Genomic DNA, 16,012 nt, shown 5'->3' with positions numbered 1-16,012 from the left:
AGGGGCCCGGCTCGATGAAACGACTGGTGCCAAGACTGATCACATCCTTCGTGGGGATCCTCCTGATCCTCACGGCGTTCGGCGCGCGCCCCGGCGCCGACGGCGGCGGACCCTGGCCGGTCCGGGCCTTCGATTACATCGACCGCAATTTCTCGATCTGGTTCAACATCCTGGCCGTGTTCGCCTTCATCCTCGGCGGCGCCAGTCTGCTCAAGAGCCACGTGGGCAGGATCGTCCAGCGGCGACAGGACTGGCCCTACTCGGTGGTCACCCTGGTCTCGTTCGTGGTGGTGCTGGTGATCGGCCTGGCCAAGCTGGGCGGAGCTCCCGGCCTGCAGGGCACGGTCACCGCGCCCGACGCCTGGCTGATGGTGATCTTCACGGCGCTCTATGAACCGCTCATGGCCACCCTGTTCTCGCTGCTGGCCTTTTTCGTCGCCTCGGCGGCCTACCGCGCCTTCCGACTCCGCTCGCGCGAGGCCGCCATCCTGCTGATCGCGGCGTTCGTGGTGCTGCTGGGACGCACGCCGCTGGGCACCTGGTTGAGCGACCTGCTGCCTCGCGGCCTGCAGTTCCTGCGCGTGGACACGCTCAGCATGTGGATCATGCGGGTGCCCAACGTGGCCGGGCAGCGGGCGGTGCTCATCGGCATCGCCGTCGGGGTCGCGGCGCTCACCCTGCGCATCCTGGCCGGACGCGGCGGCGCGGAAGGGGAACGCTCGTGAGCCATGACCGTGACACCGGCTGGCTGCAGGGATTGGGGCGACTCGATCGGCGTTGGCTCTACCTCACGCTGCTGGTCGCGCTGAGCGTGACCCTGGTGGCGCGGCCCCTCTTCCCCGACGTCCCCTCGGCCTTCACGCGACCGGTCTTCGCGCGCATCGAAGCGCTGGCGCCGGGACAGCCGGTGCTGGTGTCGCTGGACTACAGTCCGGCCTCGGCGCCGGAGATCGAACCCATGGCCTTCGCGGTGACCCGACATCTGCTGCTGCGCGGGCTGCGACCGGTCTACGTGACGCTCTGGCCCGAGGGGAACAACATGCTGCAGCGGCTGCGCGAGCAGGTGATCGTCAGCGATTTTCCGCATCTGGTGGAAGGCCGAGACTGGATCGCACTGGGGTACAAGGCCGGCGGGCGCATGGTGATCAACGCCCTGCGGCAGGACCTGGGCGCGATGTACACCACCGACCTGGGCGGACAGCCCCTGGCGGAAATCGCGGTCCTCGAGGGGATCGTGAGGCTGGAGGACTTTCCGCTGGTGGTCGCGCTGTCCGGAGGAACGCCGGGGCTCAAGGAGTGGATCCTCTACGGCGGCGACCCCACGGGCACCCCCGTGGCCGGCGGCTGCACGGGAATCGGCGCGCCGGAATTCCTGGCCTACTTCCCCGGCCAGCTGGTCGGTCTGCTGGGCGGTCTCAAGGGCGCCAGCGAGTACGAGGCGGCGCTCGCGGCCCGTTACCCCGAACGAGACTTCCCACGCCGGGCCGGCCGGGCCATGGGACCCCAGACCGTGGCGCACGTGCTGATCCTGGTGTTCCTGGGTCTGGGCAACGCGGCCTATCTGCGCCATCGGCGCCGCGAACAAGACGGGGGGCGCGCATGAGCACCAGCATCGAGATCTGGATCGGCGCCGCGCTCACCCTGATGGTCTTGAGCTTCCTCTGGCGCGACAACTCGCTCTACAAGTTCGCCGAGCATCTGTTCGTGGGAGTGTCGGCCGGCTACTGGATGGTCATGGGTTTCTGGTCGACTCTCTGGCCCAACGCCATCGTCAAGCTGGTGCCCGCGGCGGCCCGGGTCACCGATCCCGCGGCGGCTCTGCCGGAGCGGGAGCCGCTGGTGGTGATCCCGCTCCTGCTGGGGGTTCTCATGCTGCTGCGGCTCTGGCCGCGGCTCTCCTGGCTGGCGCGCTGGCCGACCGCCTTCGCCGTCGGCACCACCCTTGGCTACAACCTGGTGCGCGCCGTACGCTCCGACTTCCTGGCGCAGATCCACGCCACCGTGGCGCCCGGGGTTGTGATCATGGGCGCGCACGGAGTCGACTGGGCGACGACGCTCAACCAGTGGGTGATCATTGGCGGTACGGCCTGCTGCCTGGTCTACTTCACCTACACCCGCGGCGGGCGAGGGATCCGGGCCGGGTTCGCGAGGGCCGGTCTGTACGTGCTGATGGTCGCGTTCGGGGCGAGCTTCGCGTACGCGGTGATGGCGCGGGTGTCGGTGCTGGTCAGCCGCCTGCAATTCCTGCTCGGAGACTGGCTGGGGCTGGTGTAGCCCGGCGACCGACGTTCGAGGGTCTTGCCTCTAGCGCGCTGCCGAGTTAAAATGGCTCCCCGATTCAGCCCTCATCGTTGCTCAGGTGGAGTGGACCATGGCTTCCGATCTTCCCGGACTCGTTCAGCAGATCGCACACTTCGAATCGCGCCTGCAGGCCGACCCCGCATCGCGGGTCTTCCTGCCGCTCGCGGACCTCTATCGTCGCGCGGGTCGCTTGGAAGAGGCGCGCCGGATCCTGCTATCGGGCCTGGATAACCACCCCGACTTCCTGACGGCACGGGTCGCTCTGGGACTGGTTCTCACCGAGCTGGGGGACATGCAGCCCGCGCGCCAGACCCTGCAGGCCGTGCTCGCCAACGATCCCGACAACCTGCTGGCCTTGCGGCTGCTCGGGCGCGACGCGGCCGAACGAGCGGACTGGGACGAGGCCTGCGCGCTCAACGAACGCCTCCTGCGACTCGAGCCAGAGGACGGGGCCGTGCGCGAAGCGCTGCGGGAGGCGCGGCTGCGACAGGAAGAAGCCCCCCACCGCGAGGCGGATCCGGCAGCTCCGGCAGCCGCAGCGATGGCGACCTCGGGATCCGGTGCCGCCGGCGGCGGCTTCGAAACCCCGACCCTGGCCCAGCTCTACATCCGCCAGGGCCATCCCGAGAAGGCCCGGCTGATCCTGGAACGGATCCTGGCCGCAGAGCCTGGCCGCCAGGATGCCCTGACCCTGATGGAAAAGCTGTCAACCGAAGCCGCCACCCCGCCGCCAGCCGCCTCCGCCATGGAAGCCCAGGCCGTCGCCGACGACGTCGCCAACATGTCGGCCACCATGTCCGGCGGGGAAGATCTCGACCGTTTCCGCGCCTGGCTCGACGCCACTGCCGACGCTCGGCAATCCGAGAGCTGAGTACTCTGGTCCATTCCATTGCTGCGGGGATCCGCACGCACTATTCTTGAGATCCAGCGAGGACGCATGGCTCGTCCTCGTGCCAGGAAAGCGAGGCCATCGTGGCAGACACCACCGATTTCCGGACCGGCTTCACCATGCGCTACAAGGATAATCTGTGGAGCATCATGGAGTTCCAGCACGTCAAGCCGGGAAAGGGCCCGGCCTTCGTGCGCACCAAGCTGAAGGGTGTGACCACGGGCAAGGTCATCGAGGAGACCTTCCGGGCAGGTGAGAAGGTGGAGGAGGTGCGCCTCGAGAAACGCGATTACCAGTACCTCTACAACGACGGCGAGTTCTTCACCTTCATGAGCCTGGAGACGTACGAGCAGATCCAGTTGCCGGCCGACACGCTGGGCGACCTGCCGAAGTACGTCAAGGAGAGCGAGATCTGCAGCGTCCTGCTCTTCGAGGACAAGCCGCTCTCGGTCGAGCCGCCCTTCACCGTGGAGTTGGCGGTGACCCAGACCGATCCGGGCTTCAAGGGGGACACCGCCCAGGGCGGTTCTAAGCCCGCGACCCTCGAGACAGGCCTCGTGGTCCAGGTGCCCCTCTTCATCGAGGAGGGCGAGGTGCTGAAGATCGACACCCGGACCGGGAAATACCTCGGGCGCGTGTGATTCGAACGCACTGCCGGCGAAACAGAACGGCCCGCCGGTTGGCGGGCCGTAACAGTTTCGCCGGCGCCGCGAGCGAATCTAGGGTTGCGGGGGAGGGGGAGCTTGGTGATGATGGGGCGGCTAAGGATTACCATACCAGCGATGGAGGTCGCGCATGGACGTCGCCAAGATTCGTGAACTGGTGGAGCTGGTGGCCGAGAGTGGCATCGCCGAGCTGGAGATCGAGGAGGAAGGGCTCAGCCTGCGTATCGCCGGCGCCATCACGGCGCCCGTGATGACCGTGGCGCCGCAGCCCGCGGCGGCCCCGGCGCTGCCGGCCAACCCGGCGCCGACGGGGGTGCCGGCGGCGGAGGCGGTCGCTTCGTCCGGGGGCGATCCCTCGTGGCGCGAGGTCACCTCGCCCATCGTGGGCACCTTCTACCGTTCGCCCGACCCCGATTCGCCTGCCTTCGTGGAGCTGGGCCAGCGGGTGGCGGTGGGGCAGACCCTCTGCATCGTCGAGGCCATGAAGGTGATGAACGAGATCGAAGCAGAGTTCGCGGGCATCGTCCGCGAGATCTGTCTGGATAATTCGCAGCCCGTGGAGGCCGAGGCGGTCCTCTTCCGTATCGAACCGGCCTGACCCTGGCACACCGTCGACGAACGCCAGGCCCGTCCCGCGAGGGGCGGGCCTTTGCCATGCCCCGGCTCAAGTCGAGGCCGGCGCGGCCGATGATGTCGTTAGGATTGTGGCAGTCGTAGTGCGCCACCAACGACCATGTTTGGCAAGGAGCGGTCGCCGTGCCCCTGGACATCAAGCATATCCTCAAGGAGATGATCAGCCGTGGTTCCAGCGATCTTCACCTGAAGGTCGCCTCGCCACCCATCCTGCGCATCAACGGCAGCCTCGACATGCTCGACATGCCGGCCCCGACGGTCCAGGACATGGTGGCCGTGGCCCAGCAGATCCTGACGCCCTCGCAGCGCGAATCGTTCGAGAAGACGCGCGAGATCGACTTCGCCTTCGGTGTGCCCGGGGTGGCCCGGTTCCGCGCCAACTTCTATGTCCAGCGCGGCAGCATCGCCATGGTCTTCCGGCACGTGCCGGTGGAGATCAAGACCCTCGACGATCTGGGCCTGCCGCCGGTGCTGCGCGACCTGGCGCTCAAGCCCCGCGGCCTGATCCTGGTCACCGGCACCGTGGGGTCGGGCAAGAGCACCACCCTGGCCAGCATGGTGGACATCCTGAACACCGAGTGCTCGAGCCACGTCATCACCATCGAGGACCCCATCGAGTTCCTGCACAAGGACAAGCGGAGCATCATCAGCCAGCGCGAAGTCGGTGCGGATACGGGCAGTTACGCCGAGGCCCTCAAGTATATTCTGCGCCAGGATCCCGATTGCATCCTCATCGGCGAGATCCGCGACGCCGACTCCATGAAGGTGGCGCTGACCGCCGCCGACACCGGCCACCTGGTCCTCAGCACCATGCACACCATCGACGCCACCCAGACCATCAGCCGCATCATCAGCTTCTTCCCGCCGCACCAGCACCAGGAGATCCGCTACCTCCTGTCGTCGACCCTGCAGGCGGTGGTTTCCCAGCGCCTGGTGGCCGATCCGCACGGGGAGCGACGGTTCCCCGCGGTCGAGGTCATGATCAACACCAGCACCATCAAGGAGTTCATCCGGGAACCCGAGAAGACGGTGATGATCCGCCAGGCGATCCAGGAGGGATTCGTCCAATACCGCATGCAGACCTTCGACCAGTCGTTGATGCAGCTCTACAAGCAGGGGAAGATCAGCCTCGAGGCGGCCATGCACGCCTCCAGCAATCCTCACGAGTTCTCGCTGCGCATCAAGGGCATCCAGGCCAGCTCGGACACCACCTGGGATCAGTTCGAGAGCGGCGAAGGCGCCCCGGCCGGAATCCCGGACGGTTTGCAGTAGGTTTCACCGCGTCAGCTTCGCGAGGCGGGACCCTGGTGGTCCCGCCTCTTGCCGTCGGGCTGGATCTCTGCGATCCTGGACCACATCCCCGGGCCCGGCGTCCTGGCCTGCCCTTCACCCGACCGGACGGATTTGCCATGTTCAAGAAGATCCTCATCTGCAACCGGGGTGAGATCGCCCTGCGCATCATGCGGACCTGCAAAGAGCTGGGTGTGGAGTGCGTGGCCGTGCATTCGGCAGCCGACCGTCACTCGTTGCATGTCAAATACGCCGACGAGTCCGTCTGTGTGGGCAAGACCAGCAGCGCCGAGAGCTACCTGCGGGTCCCCAACATCATCGCCGCGGCGGAGATCACCGGCGCCGAGGCCATCCATCCGGGTTATGGCTTCCTCTCCGAGAATGCCGATTTCGCCGAGACGATCATCGAGAACGGGTTCATCTGGATCGGCCCGGCCCCCGAGACCATCCGCAAGATGGGGGACAAGGCCACCGCGCGCGCCACCGCCGAGGCCGCCGGAGTGCCCACGGTGCCCGGCACCGGCCTGTTGCCCACGCTGGAGTCGGCGCTCAAGGCGGCCGAGCGCGTGGGCTACCCCGTGCTGCTGAAGGCCACCGCCGGCGGCGGCGGCAAGGGGATGCGGCCAGCCAGTGATCCGACCCAGCTCGAAAAGGCGTACCAGACGGCCAAGGCCGAGGCCAAGGCGGCCTTCGGCGACGATGGCCTCTACATGGAGAAGTACCTGGCACGGCCGCGCCACGTGGAGATCCAGATCCTGGCCGACGCCCACGGTAACGTGGTCCATCTCGGTGAGCGCGACTGCTCGGTCCAGCGCCGTCACCAGAAGCTCATCGAGGAGGCGCCGTCGCCGGCGGTGGGCCCCGAACTCCGCGCGCGCATGGGCGCCGACGCGGTCAAGTTGGCCAGGAAGGTGGACTACCGGTCAGCGGGGACGGTGGAATTCCTGCTCGACGAGGACGGGTCGTATTACTTCATGGAGATGAACACCCGGATCCAGGTGGAGCATCCGGTGACCGAGTTCGTCACCGGGGTCGACCTCATCCGCGAGCAGCTCCTGGTGGCAGCCGACGAGCCGCTCGATTTCTGCCAGGACGACGTGGTGGTCTTCGGACACGCCATCGAGTGCCGTGTCAACGCCGAGGACCCGGCGCGGGGCTTCCTGGCGCAACCGGGCACGGTCCGCGATTTCCACGCCCCGGGCGGTCTGGGCGTGCGGGTGGATTCTCACCTTTACACGGGCTACACCGTGCCACCATACTACGACTCGCTGCTGGCCAAGATCATCGTGCACGGCCGCGACCGCACGGAGGCGATCGCCCGCATGGTCCGCGCCCTCGACGAGAGCGTCTTCGAGGGTGTCCCCACGAGCATCCCCTTCCATCTGGCGGTCCTGGCCCATCCCGTCTTCCGGGACGGTCAGACGACAACCCGTTTCCTCGAGGAATACGGCGACCAGTTGCTGGAGGCGATGCATGTCCGCGCGCAGGCGCAAGAAGCCTAGCCCCTCCTGGTGGGAAGCTCCCTGGCTGGCAGGGCTGTTCCTGATCGCCCTGGCGATCTACCTCGGCCTCTGCCTGACCGGTCCCGCTTCGCCATGGTGGACGGTGCTCGAGGGAGGGCGGCTCGAGAGCCCCCTGGCCTTCACCAATCCCGGCGGTCCCGTGGGCGCGGTGCTCGCGTTCGGCCTGCGGGTGGCGTTCGGCGCGGCCTGGGCCTGGCTGGTGCCGCTGGTCCTGCTGCTGGTCGGTGGCGGAGCGCTGCTGGCGCGGCCCGGCGTGGTACGGCGGCTGCTCGTCAGGGCGGTTCCGCTGTGGCTCGTGACCACCGCGTGGTGCGGACAGCCCGGCTGGCCCTGGGGTGATGCCGTGTCGGCCCGCTGGGCCGGTGCGGTGGGGACCTATCTCGCCCGCGGTTTCCACGAACTCGTCGGACTCTGGGGCGGCCGCCTATTCCTGAGCCTCCTGTTGCTGGTCGTGCTGACGCTGGTGCTGCGCCCGTGGTGGGAACCGCTGGGGCGCATCCTGCGCGTGTTCTGGCTGCCGGTGGTCTGGCTCATGCGACAGCTCGCCGGGGGCCTGGCCGATCTCGGTCGCTGGCTCTGGCAGCTCTTGCGCGGCGCGTTCGTGCGCCCGACGGCGCCGACGCCTCAGGCGAGCCGGCGGCGCCCCAGCGCCCCGGACAGCCATGACGACGCCATGATCGAGGAGCCCGACGATCCCGGTCCCCAGGCCCCGCCGCGGGAGCGTCGGGTCCACTGGCCGGATCCCGGCGAGCAAGGGGGGGGCGCCGCGCCTGCCGGACGCGCCGAACCGGCCGGTGACGAAGGCGACGATGACTTCGGCGTGCAGCTGGTGCCCGCGCCCACCGGTCCGGTGGAATTGCCATCGCTCGAACTGCTGGCCACCCCGCCGGCCGAGGCGCCCGAACTCAGTCCGCAGGAACTGGACGACGCCGCCGACCTGCTCGAATCCACCCTGCGGTCGTTCGGGGTGGCCGGCGAGGTCAAGGACGTCCGACCCGGACCGGTGGTCACCACCTACGAGTACCAGCCCGCGTCCGGCACCAAGGTCAGCCAGATCGTCCAGCGCGCCGACGATCTCGCGCTGGCCATGCGCGCCCGGAGCCTGCGCATGGAGGCACCGATCCCGGGCAAGGCCGCGGTGGGCGTAGAGATTCCCAACCGCACCGCCCAGCTGGTGAGCCTGCGCGACGTGCTGCAGCTCGAGCAGGGCAAGCCGCGCAACCCGCTGACCGTGACCATCGGCAAGGACGTGGTGGGCCAGCCCGTGAGCATCGACCTCGCCGCGCAGCCGCACCTGCTGGTGGCCGGCTCCACGGGCAGCGGCAAATCGGTCTGCCTGAACGCCATGATCACCAATCTGCTCCTGTGCAACGACCCGGCCCACGTCCGGCTCCTCCTGATCGACCCCAAGATGCTCGAGATGAGCGTCTACAACGGGATCCCCCACCTGCTGCTGCCGGTGGTGACCGACCCCAAGGACGCGCTGCGCGCCATGAACTGGCTGGTGGCCCAGATGGACCAACGCTACCGGCAGCTCAGTCAGCACGCGGTGCGCAACATCGAGCAGTACAACGTCAAGGTTGCCCGGGGCGAGATCCTCGACCGCGAGGGCGAGCCGGTTACCCAGCCCATGCCTTACTACGTGACAATCGTCGACGAGCTGGCCGACCTCATGGTCCAGCTGGGCCAGGACTTCGAGATCCCGGTGACCCGGCTGGCGCAGAAGGCCCGCGCGGTGGGCCTGCATCTGGTGCTCGCCACCCAGCGACCCAGCGTCGACGTCCTGACCGGCGTGATCAAGGCCAACATCCCCTGCCGTATCGCCTTCCGCGTGATCCAGCGCAACGACTCGCGCACCATCCTCGACCAGAACGGCGCCGAGCAGCTGCTGGGCCGCGGCGATATGCTCTACCTCATGCCCGGGCGTGCCCAGCCGATCCGCGTCCACGGCGCGTTCGTCGACATCCCCGAATGCGAGGCCGTGGTCGAGCACTGGCGCCAGTACTCGGGGGTGGCCGAGGAGATCAGCCTCACCGCCGGCGGCGCCGGCGGCACGGGCATCCACACCGGCGAGGACGACCTCTTCGCCGATGCGGTCAAGGTGGTGGTGCTGCATCAGAGCGGCTCCACGAGCCTCCTGCAACGGCGTCTGCGCATCGGCTACACCCGCGCGGGCCGCCTCATGGACATGATGGAGGAGGCCGGCATCGTCGGGCCGTTCACCGGCTCGAAGGCCCGCGACGTGCTGGTCAAGCCCGACGACCTGCCCGACCTCTTCGACGGCGAGGAGCCCGAGTGATGAACCAACCCGTCCGCCGGGTCTACTGCCACACCCTGGGCTGCGACAAGAACCTGGTGGACTCCGAGGCGCTGCTCGGTCGCTTCGCCGGCCGCGGCGTGGTGCCCGAATCCGATCCCGAGCGCGCCGACATCTGGATCCTCAACACCTGCGGCTTCATCGAGGCGGCGCGGCACGACAGCGAGGAGGCCATCGCCGCCTTCGCCCGCGAGAAGGGACGCCGCACCCTGGTGGTCACCGGCTGCCTGGCCCAGGAGCATGGCGACCGCATCCAGCGCGACCATCCCGAGGTGGACGTCGTCGGCGGCGTGGGCGAGTTCGACCGCGTGGTGACGGCCGCCCTGGCCGGGTTCGCCGACTGGCTCGCCGTGCCCGCCATGGAGGCCCGCTACGAGGGCCTGGTGCGTCGGCCCCTGCTGACTCCCGCCCACGTGGCTTTCGTCAAGATCGGCGAGGGCTGCAACCAGGCGTGCACCTTCTGCCGCATCCCCCTGATCCGGGGCAAGCTGCGCAGCCGGCCCGTCGCCGAGATCGTCCAGGAGGTCCGTAACCTGGCGGCCGGCGGCGTGGGCGAGGTCCAGCTGGTGAGCCAGAACACCAGCGACTTCGGCCGCGGCACCGGCGAGGATCTGGAGGACCTGCTCGGCGAGCTGGCCGCGATTCCGGAACTTCGCCGCATCCGCCTGCTTTACCTCTACGCCGGCCTGTTCCCGGTGGCGCGCGCCCTGCGCATCCTCGAACTGCCCAAGGTGACGCCCTACCTCGACCTGCCGGTGCAGCACGCGTCGCCGCGGCTTTTACAGGCCATGAAGCGGCCGGGCGATCCCGTGAAAGCGGCGGCGTTCTTCCGCACCCTGCGCCGCGAACGCCCGGACCTGGTCCTGCGGTCCACCGCGCTGCTGGGGTTCCCGGGCGAGCAGGAGGAAGACGTGGAGGAACTGCTGGATTTCCTGGCCGAAGTCGAATTTGACCACCTCGGGACCTACCGTTATTCTCCGGAGACCGGCACGCCGGCCGCGGCCATGGCCGACCGTCCGGACGACGAGGAGGTGGCCGATCGCGAGGCGCGGGTCCTGGATCTGCAGTCCGAGATCGCGGGCCGCCGCATGGCCGGCCGGTTGCAGCATTCGTTCGAGGTGGTCGTGGACGAGGTGCTCGACCCCGCCGACGGGGCCCAGCGTGAACGCCTCGAGGAGCTGACCGGGGCGCTGCTCGAGGGAGTCTGGAAGGACGAGGAGGCCCGGCGTCGGGCCGCCGATCTGGTCGCCGCCGGCGCGCCTCTGGCGCTTGGCCGCAGCGTCCATTTCGGGTACGATCTGGACGGTGTGGTCGTCATGCCGGCCGGTGTGGACCTGGCTCCCGGGGTCTGGTGCCAGGCCGAGTTCACCGGTGTCACCCCCTGGGATGTGTGGGCCGAACCGGCACACTGACCTTCTGCAAGAGGAATCTGCATGAAGCTGCGACATTGCCTGGCCTGCCTCGCGCTCCTCTGCCTGCTCGGTCCGGCGGCGGCCCTGGCCCAGGACCAGGTCGAGAGCATCGTTCCCGCCGATCCGGACCTGACCTTCGCCCTGGACGGCGCGGACACCCTGCGTTCGAACCTCTGGGTGGCCGAGGCCCTGCTGGGCGAGGCGGTGCAGACCATCATGGCCGAGCTGCCGCCCGCGCCGGCGGCGGTGGTGCTGGTGCCCGCCAGCAGCGACCAGGCCATCAACCTGCTGAGCGAGGTGGCCACCTTCCATCTCCAGCGGGCCGGTTACGACGTGCACCTGGACATGGCGCCCGGGGGAACCGATCTGCCCGTGGTGGAGTTACGGTACCGCGTCAGCGAGCTGGATCTGAGCTACCCGGACACCGGCCGGCGGCTGCTGTTCTGGAAGAGCTGGATCGCACGCCAGATGGACTTCGTCGGCCAGTTCACGGTGGTCGACCATGCCGACGGCCAGGTCCTGGCGAGCCAGCGCCTGGCGCGCAGCTTCCAGGACCGGATCCCGCCCGAGTACTTCGCCGCGGTGGAATCGAACATGTACCAGTTCACCCGCGCCGAACAGAAGGGTGGCACCTGGTCGCGCCGCATCGAGGAATTCGTGGTGCTGGGCGCCCTGGTCGGCCTGGTGGCTATCTACTTCGCGAACACCGAGTGACCCCGGCGCCGCGCGGCGCCGGTGGGAGGACCCGTTGACTGAACTGAGTGGAGCGCGCGGCCGGACGGTCGCGGTATGGCTGTTGATCCTGGGCACCTGCCTGGCCCTGGGGGCGAGCGGCGGCTGCGGCACCAGCAATCCCTACGCGCTGGGCAGCTACCAGCGCGGTACGTTCTGGCTCGAGCGCGGCCGCTATCAGGAGGCCGCCGAGGCGTTCGAGGTCTTCGTGCGCCAGAATCCCACCGATTCGCTCGCGGCCCAGGCCCAGTTCGAGAAGGCCCGGGCCTACATGGAGATCAAGGAGTACCCGCTGGCGGCGGTGGAGCTGCAGATCCTGCGGCAGGATTTCCCCATCAGCCCGCTGGTCGAGGACGCCATGTACCTCGAGGGGTGGTGCTACTACAACCAGATCGGCCGGATCGAACGCGACGTGACGCCGGCCTACGAGGCGCGGGTGCACTGGCTCGAGTTCGCCCGGACCTATCCCACGTCCAAGTACATGCCAGAGGTCCGTAAGGCCATGCAGGAGATCGCCGACCTCATGGTGCTCAAGCAGCTGCGGGCGGCCAAGGTCTACGAGCAGCTGGGGCGCTGGGAGGCCGTGGGCATCACGCTCGAGCGCATCCTCGAGCAGGAGCCCAGCTCCTCGCTCCTGGACCAGGTACTCTGGAAGCGCGCCAAGGTGGCCCAGCGCCTCGACGATCCCAACACCGCCATCGTGATGTATCAGCGGCTGGTGGACGGGTATCCCGACAGCGAGTACCGGGAGCGGGCCGAGAAGGCCCTGGGCAAGCTCCTCGTCGACGCGGACGAGCCGTGATCCGCGCCCTCTACGGAGGGAGCTTCGATCCGATCCACGCTGGCCACGTGGCACTGGTCGAGACCATGCTCGATCGGGGCCTGGCCCATGTGGTGCACGTGGTCTGCGCACGCCGATCCCCCTTCAAGCCCGACGGCACCGTCACCGATCCCGCGGTCCGCCTGCACCTGGTGCACCTCGCGCTGGACGGCCATCCCGGCGTGGAGATCGATGGACGCGAGCTGACCCGCCCCGAACCCAGCTACACGGTCACGACCCTCGCCGAGCTGGTGGCCGAGCATCCCGGCGACCGCTGGCGCCTGGTCATCGGCGGCGACAACGTCGGCGATTTCGTACGCTGGCACGAGCCGGAGCGGTTGCTGGCCCTGGCCGAACCGCTGGTGGTGGCCCGTGGCGAGGTGACCCTGGTCGCACCGCTCGCTGGCCGGGCGCTGGTGCTCGACGACTTCGCGCACCCGGCTTCCTCGACCGGGATCCGCAACGACCTGGCGGCCGGGCGCCGGCCCGGCCCCGACCTGCTGCCGACGGCGGTGGCGGAGCATATCGTGGCCGCCGGGCTCTACGACTGGCCGCAGCGAAAGGATCCGCAGTGAGCTCGAGCCTGATCCTCATCGACGGCTCCGCCCTCATCTACCGGTCGCACTACGCCTTCGCCAACCGGCCGTTGACCGCGCCCTCGGGCGAGATCACCTCGGTGGCCTTCGGCACCGTCAACGCCGTGCTGCAACTGGTGGAGCGCTACGAGCCCAGCCACCTGGCGATGGTCTTCGACAAGAAGGGGCCTACCTTCCGCCACGAGATCTACCCCGAGTACAAGGCGCAGCGCAAGCCCATGCCCGAGGAGCTGGCCGAGCAGCTGCCGCGGTTGCGCGAGCTCCTCGACGCCTGGCGGCTGCCGGTGCTCGAGCTCGACCGCTACGAGGCCGATGACGTCATGGCCACGGCCGCGCAGAGGAGCGCGGGCGAGGTTGAACGGGTCTGGTTCTACACCGGCGACAAGGACTTCCAGCAGCTGCTCGACGAACGGACGGGGATGCTCAAGCCCGGCCGGCGCGGCGACGACATCACCGAGGTCACCCTGGAGACGCTGCGGCGCGAGACCGGCCTCACGCCGGCGCAGATCGTCGACTGCTTCGCCCTGGCCGGCGACAAGTCCGACAACATTCCCGGCGCTCCCGGCGTGGGCGACAAGACCGCCATGAAGCTCATCGCCGAGTACGGCGACCTCGAGACGCTCTACGCCGAGCTCGAGCAGAGCAAGCTGACCCCGCGGCTGAAGCGCGTGCTCGGCGAGAACCGCGAGCAGGTCCTGCTCTCGCGGCGCCTGTTCCTGATCGACCGCGACGCGCCCATCACGCTGGACTGGGACGCGCTGCGCACCGTCCTGCCCACCGCGCCGGCGGTGCAGCGGCTCATGGACGAGCTGGGCCTGCAGCGGCCATTGCGCCGCGCCGAGCAGCTGGCCGAGCGCCTGGAGTCGGGACGACCGGCCAAGGGCGCCGCGGAACCGCGGCCGGACGCGGCGGACCCGGATGAGCCGTCGCCCGCACCCGCCGACGAACCGGAGGCGCCGGCCAAAGCGCGGCTCGCGGAACGGGGGTACGAGCTCCTGGTCGACGCGGCGGCGCTGCAGGACTGGCTCGACCGCCTGCCCGCCGAAGGTCCGCTGGCCGTCGACACCGAGACCGACGACCTGGTGGCACACCGGGCGCGCCTGGTGGGGATCTCGCTGGCGGCGCCGGGATGTCCGGCGGCCTACGTCCCCGTCATCTGGCGCGACGAGAGCGCCGACGCGGCCGGCGGTCGGACCGGGACCCTCTTCGCCGTGGGCGAGGAGCACGAGCAGCTCGCGGCGGTCCGCGAGCGGTTGCAGCCGGTGCTGGGCGATCCGCGCCGCCTCAAGGTGGGCCAGAACCTCAAATACGACCTCTGGATCCTCGAGCGACACGGCTTCACGGTGGCGGGCCCCTGCTTCGACACCATGATCGCGAGCTACGTCCTGGACCCCGGCCGGCGCAGCCACGGACTCGACGAGCTCGCCCGCGCCTTCCTCGCCGAGACCATGATCGGCTACGACGAGCTCTTCGCCCGCGGCGATCGTCAGAAGGACATCCTGGGCGTGCCGCTGCCCCGGCTGGCCGAGTACGCCGCCGAGGATGCCGACATGACCCTGCGCCTGTACGAGGTCCTGGCGCCCCAGCTCGCCGAGCAGGGCCTGGAGGCGCTCTTCCAGGATCTGGAGATGCCCCTGGTCCGCGTGCTGCTGGACATGGAACGCACCGGCATCAAGATCGACCGCTCGTTCCTGGACGAGCTGCGCGAGGCCTTCGCCCTCGAGCTGGCCGACCTCGAGCAGAAGATCCACGACCTGGCCGGCGAACCGTTCAACGTCCAGAGTCCCAAGCAACTCCAGGTGATCCTCTTCGAGAAGCTGGGGCTGAAGCCGCTGAAGAAGACGAGCACCGGCTGGTCCACCGACGTGACCGTCCTCGAGCGGCTGGCCGAGGAACATGAGCTGCCCGGTCTGATCCTCGAGCACCGCCAGGTGGCCAAGCTGCAGGGGACCTACGTCACGGCGCTGCCGGCGCTGGCCGACCGCGACGACCTCATCCACACCAGCTACAACCAGGCGGTGGCGGCCACCGGGCGCCTCTCCAGCAGCGACCCCAACCTGCAGAACATCCCCATCCGCACCGAGCTGGGGCGCCGCATCCGGCGCGCGTTCATCCCTCGCGTCGCGGACAACGTGTTCCTGTCTGCGGACTACTCGCAGGTCGAGTTGCGGCTGCTCGCCCACCTCTCGGGCGACGCCGCGCTACGCCAGGCCTTCGCCGACGGCGCCGACGTGCACCGCCGCACCGCAGCGCTCATCGGCGGGGTCGACGAGGACGCGGTGACCAGCGAGATGCGCTCACGGGCCAAGGCCATCAACTTCGGCGTGATCTACGGCATGGGCGCGCGGGCCCTGGCGCGCCAGATCCAGGTCAGGCAGACCGAGGCCCAGGAGTTCATCGACCAGTATTTCGCCACCTATCCGGGGGTGAAGGGCTACATCGAGGAGACCCGGGAGCGGGCGCGCCGCGAGGGCTACGTCGCGACCATGCTTGGCCGGCGGCGATTGCTGCCCGAGATCCACTCGGCGAACAATCGGATCCGCAGCTTCCAGGAACGCATCGCGGTCAACACGCCGATCCAGGGCACGGCGGCCGACCTGATCAAGCTGGCCATGCTGAAACTGTCGGCGGCGCTGGCGGAGGCCGAGACCGGGGCCATGCTCCTGCTGCAGGTCCACGACGAGCTGGTGCTCGAGGTGCCGCGGCCCGAACTCGCGACGGTCACGACCCTGGTGCGCGACTGCATGGAAGGGGCGCTGGAGCTGTCGGTCCCGCTCGTGGTCGAGGCCCACGCCGGCGACGACTGGCGCGAGGCGCACGGCTGACCACGGCCG

The 16,012-nt window shown here is 69.0% G+C and carries 14 protein-coding genes; all 14 read left to right on the top strand.

Annotated features, from left to right (window positions below):
• Window positions 1-14: 14 nt before the first annotated feature.
• Entirely contained in the window at window positions 15-725 is a 711-nt protein-coding gene (locus tag IFSED24_RS06080) for a hypothetical protein (protein WP_491334324.1), read from the top strand.
• Window positions 722-1,603, top strand: coding sequence for a hypothetical protein (locus IFSED24_RS06075; RefSeq protein WP_491334323.1), 882 nt, complete (start codon window positions 722-724; stop codon window positions 1,601-1,603). Before IFSED24_RS06080 ends, IFSED24_RS06075 begins: the two co-directional genes overlap by 4 nt.
• On the top strand, window positions 1,600-2,274 hold the full coding sequence (locus tag IFSED24_RS06070) for a hypothetical protein (RefSeq protein WP_491334322.1): 675 nt from the start codon (window positions 1,600-1,602) through the stop codon (window positions 2,272-2,274). Before IFSED24_RS06075 ends, IFSED24_RS06070 begins: the two co-directional genes overlap by 4 nt.
• A 97-nt stretch (window positions 2,275-2,371) precedes the next feature.
• On the top strand, window positions 2,372-3,172 hold the full coding sequence (locus tag IFSED24_RS06065) for a tetratricopeptide repeat protein (protein WP_491334321.1): 801 nt from the start codon (window positions 2,372-2,374) through the stop codon (window positions 3,170-3,172).
• Between the two features lie 101 nt (window positions 3,173-3,273).
• A complete protein-coding gene (efp, locus tag IFSED24_RS06060; RefSeq protein ID WP_491334320.1) occupies window positions 3,274-3,831 on the top strand; it encodes an elongation factor P in 558 nt (185 codons plus the stop codon).
• 154 nt (window positions 3,832-3,985) lie between these two features.
• Window positions 3,986-4,453 carry an acetyl-CoA carboxylase biotin carboxyl carrier protein gene (gene accB / locus IFSED24_RS06055; RefSeq protein ID WP_491334319.1) on the top strand — a complete coding sequence of 156 codons (468 nt, stop codon included), beginning with the start codon at window positions 3,986-3,988 and terminating at the stop codon, window positions 4,451-4,453.
• A 158-nt stretch (window positions 4,454-4,611) separates the two neighbouring features.
• Window positions 4,612-5,760, top strand: a complete 1,149-nt coding sequence (locus IFSED24_RS06050) for a type IV pilus twitching motility protein PilT (protein WP_491334318.1) — start codon at window positions 4,612-4,614, stop codon at window positions 5,758-5,760.
• 137 nt (window positions 5,761-5,897) lie between these two features.
• Window positions 5,898-7,280 (top strand): acetyl-CoA carboxylase biotin carboxylase subunit, encoded by a 1,383-nt coding sequence (gene accC / locus IFSED24_RS06045; RefSeq protein ID WP_491334317.1) that lies wholly within the window; start codon window positions 5,898-5,900, stop codon window positions 7,278-7,280.
• A complete protein-coding gene (locus IFSED24_RS06040; protein WP_491334316.1) occupies window positions 7,252-9,600 on the top strand; it encodes a DNA translocase FtsK 4TM domain-containing protein in 2,349 nt (782 codons plus the stop codon). Before accC ends, IFSED24_RS06040 begins: the two co-directional genes overlap by 29 nt.
• Window positions 9,600-11,030 (top strand): MiaB/RimO family radical SAM methylthiotransferase, encoded by a 1,431-nt coding sequence (locus IFSED24_RS06035; protein ID WP_491334315.1) that lies wholly within the window; start codon window positions 9,600-9,602, stop codon window positions 11,028-11,030. Before IFSED24_RS06040 ends, IFSED24_RS06035 begins: the two co-directional genes overlap by 1 nt.
• A 21-nt stretch (window positions 11,031-11,051) precedes the next feature.
• Window positions 11,052-11,744: a hypothetical protein gene (locus tag IFSED24_RS06030; RefSeq protein WP_491334314.1), complete on the top strand. Its 693-nt coding sequence runs from the start codon at window positions 11,052-11,054 to the stop codon at window positions 11,742-11,744.
• 34 nt (window positions 11,745-11,778) lie between these two features.
• Window positions 11,779-12,564 carry an outer membrane protein assembly factor BamD gene (locus tag IFSED24_RS06025; protein WP_491334313.1) on the top strand — a complete coding sequence of 262 codons (786 nt, stop codon included), beginning with the start codon at window positions 11,779-11,781 and terminating at the stop codon, window positions 12,562-12,564.
• Window positions 12,561-13,157 carry a nicotinate-nicotinamide nucleotide adenylyltransferase gene (locus IFSED24_RS06020; RefSeq protein ID WP_491334312.1) on the top strand — a complete coding sequence of 199 codons (597 nt, stop codon included), beginning with the start codon at window positions 12,561-12,563 and terminating at the stop codon, window positions 13,155-13,157. The genes IFSED24_RS06025 and IFSED24_RS06020 overlap by 4 nt, the downstream gene beginning before the upstream one ends.
• The gene (gene polA / locus IFSED24_RS06015) at window positions 13,154-16,003 is read left to right on the top strand and encodes a DNA polymerase I (protein ID WP_491334311.1); all 2,850 of its coding nucleotides are present in this window, start codon (window positions 13,154-13,156) and stop codon (window positions 16,001-16,003) included. The genes IFSED24_RS06020 and polA overlap by 4 nt, the downstream gene beginning before the upstream one ends.
• Window positions 16,004-16,012 lie beyond the last annotated feature (9 nt).

The sequence above is a fragment of the Candidatus Latescibacter sp. IFSED24 genome (assembly GCF_058273205.1).
Note: the sequence above shows the minus strand (reverse complement) of the source record. Positions and strands in the feature narration are given on the sequence as shown.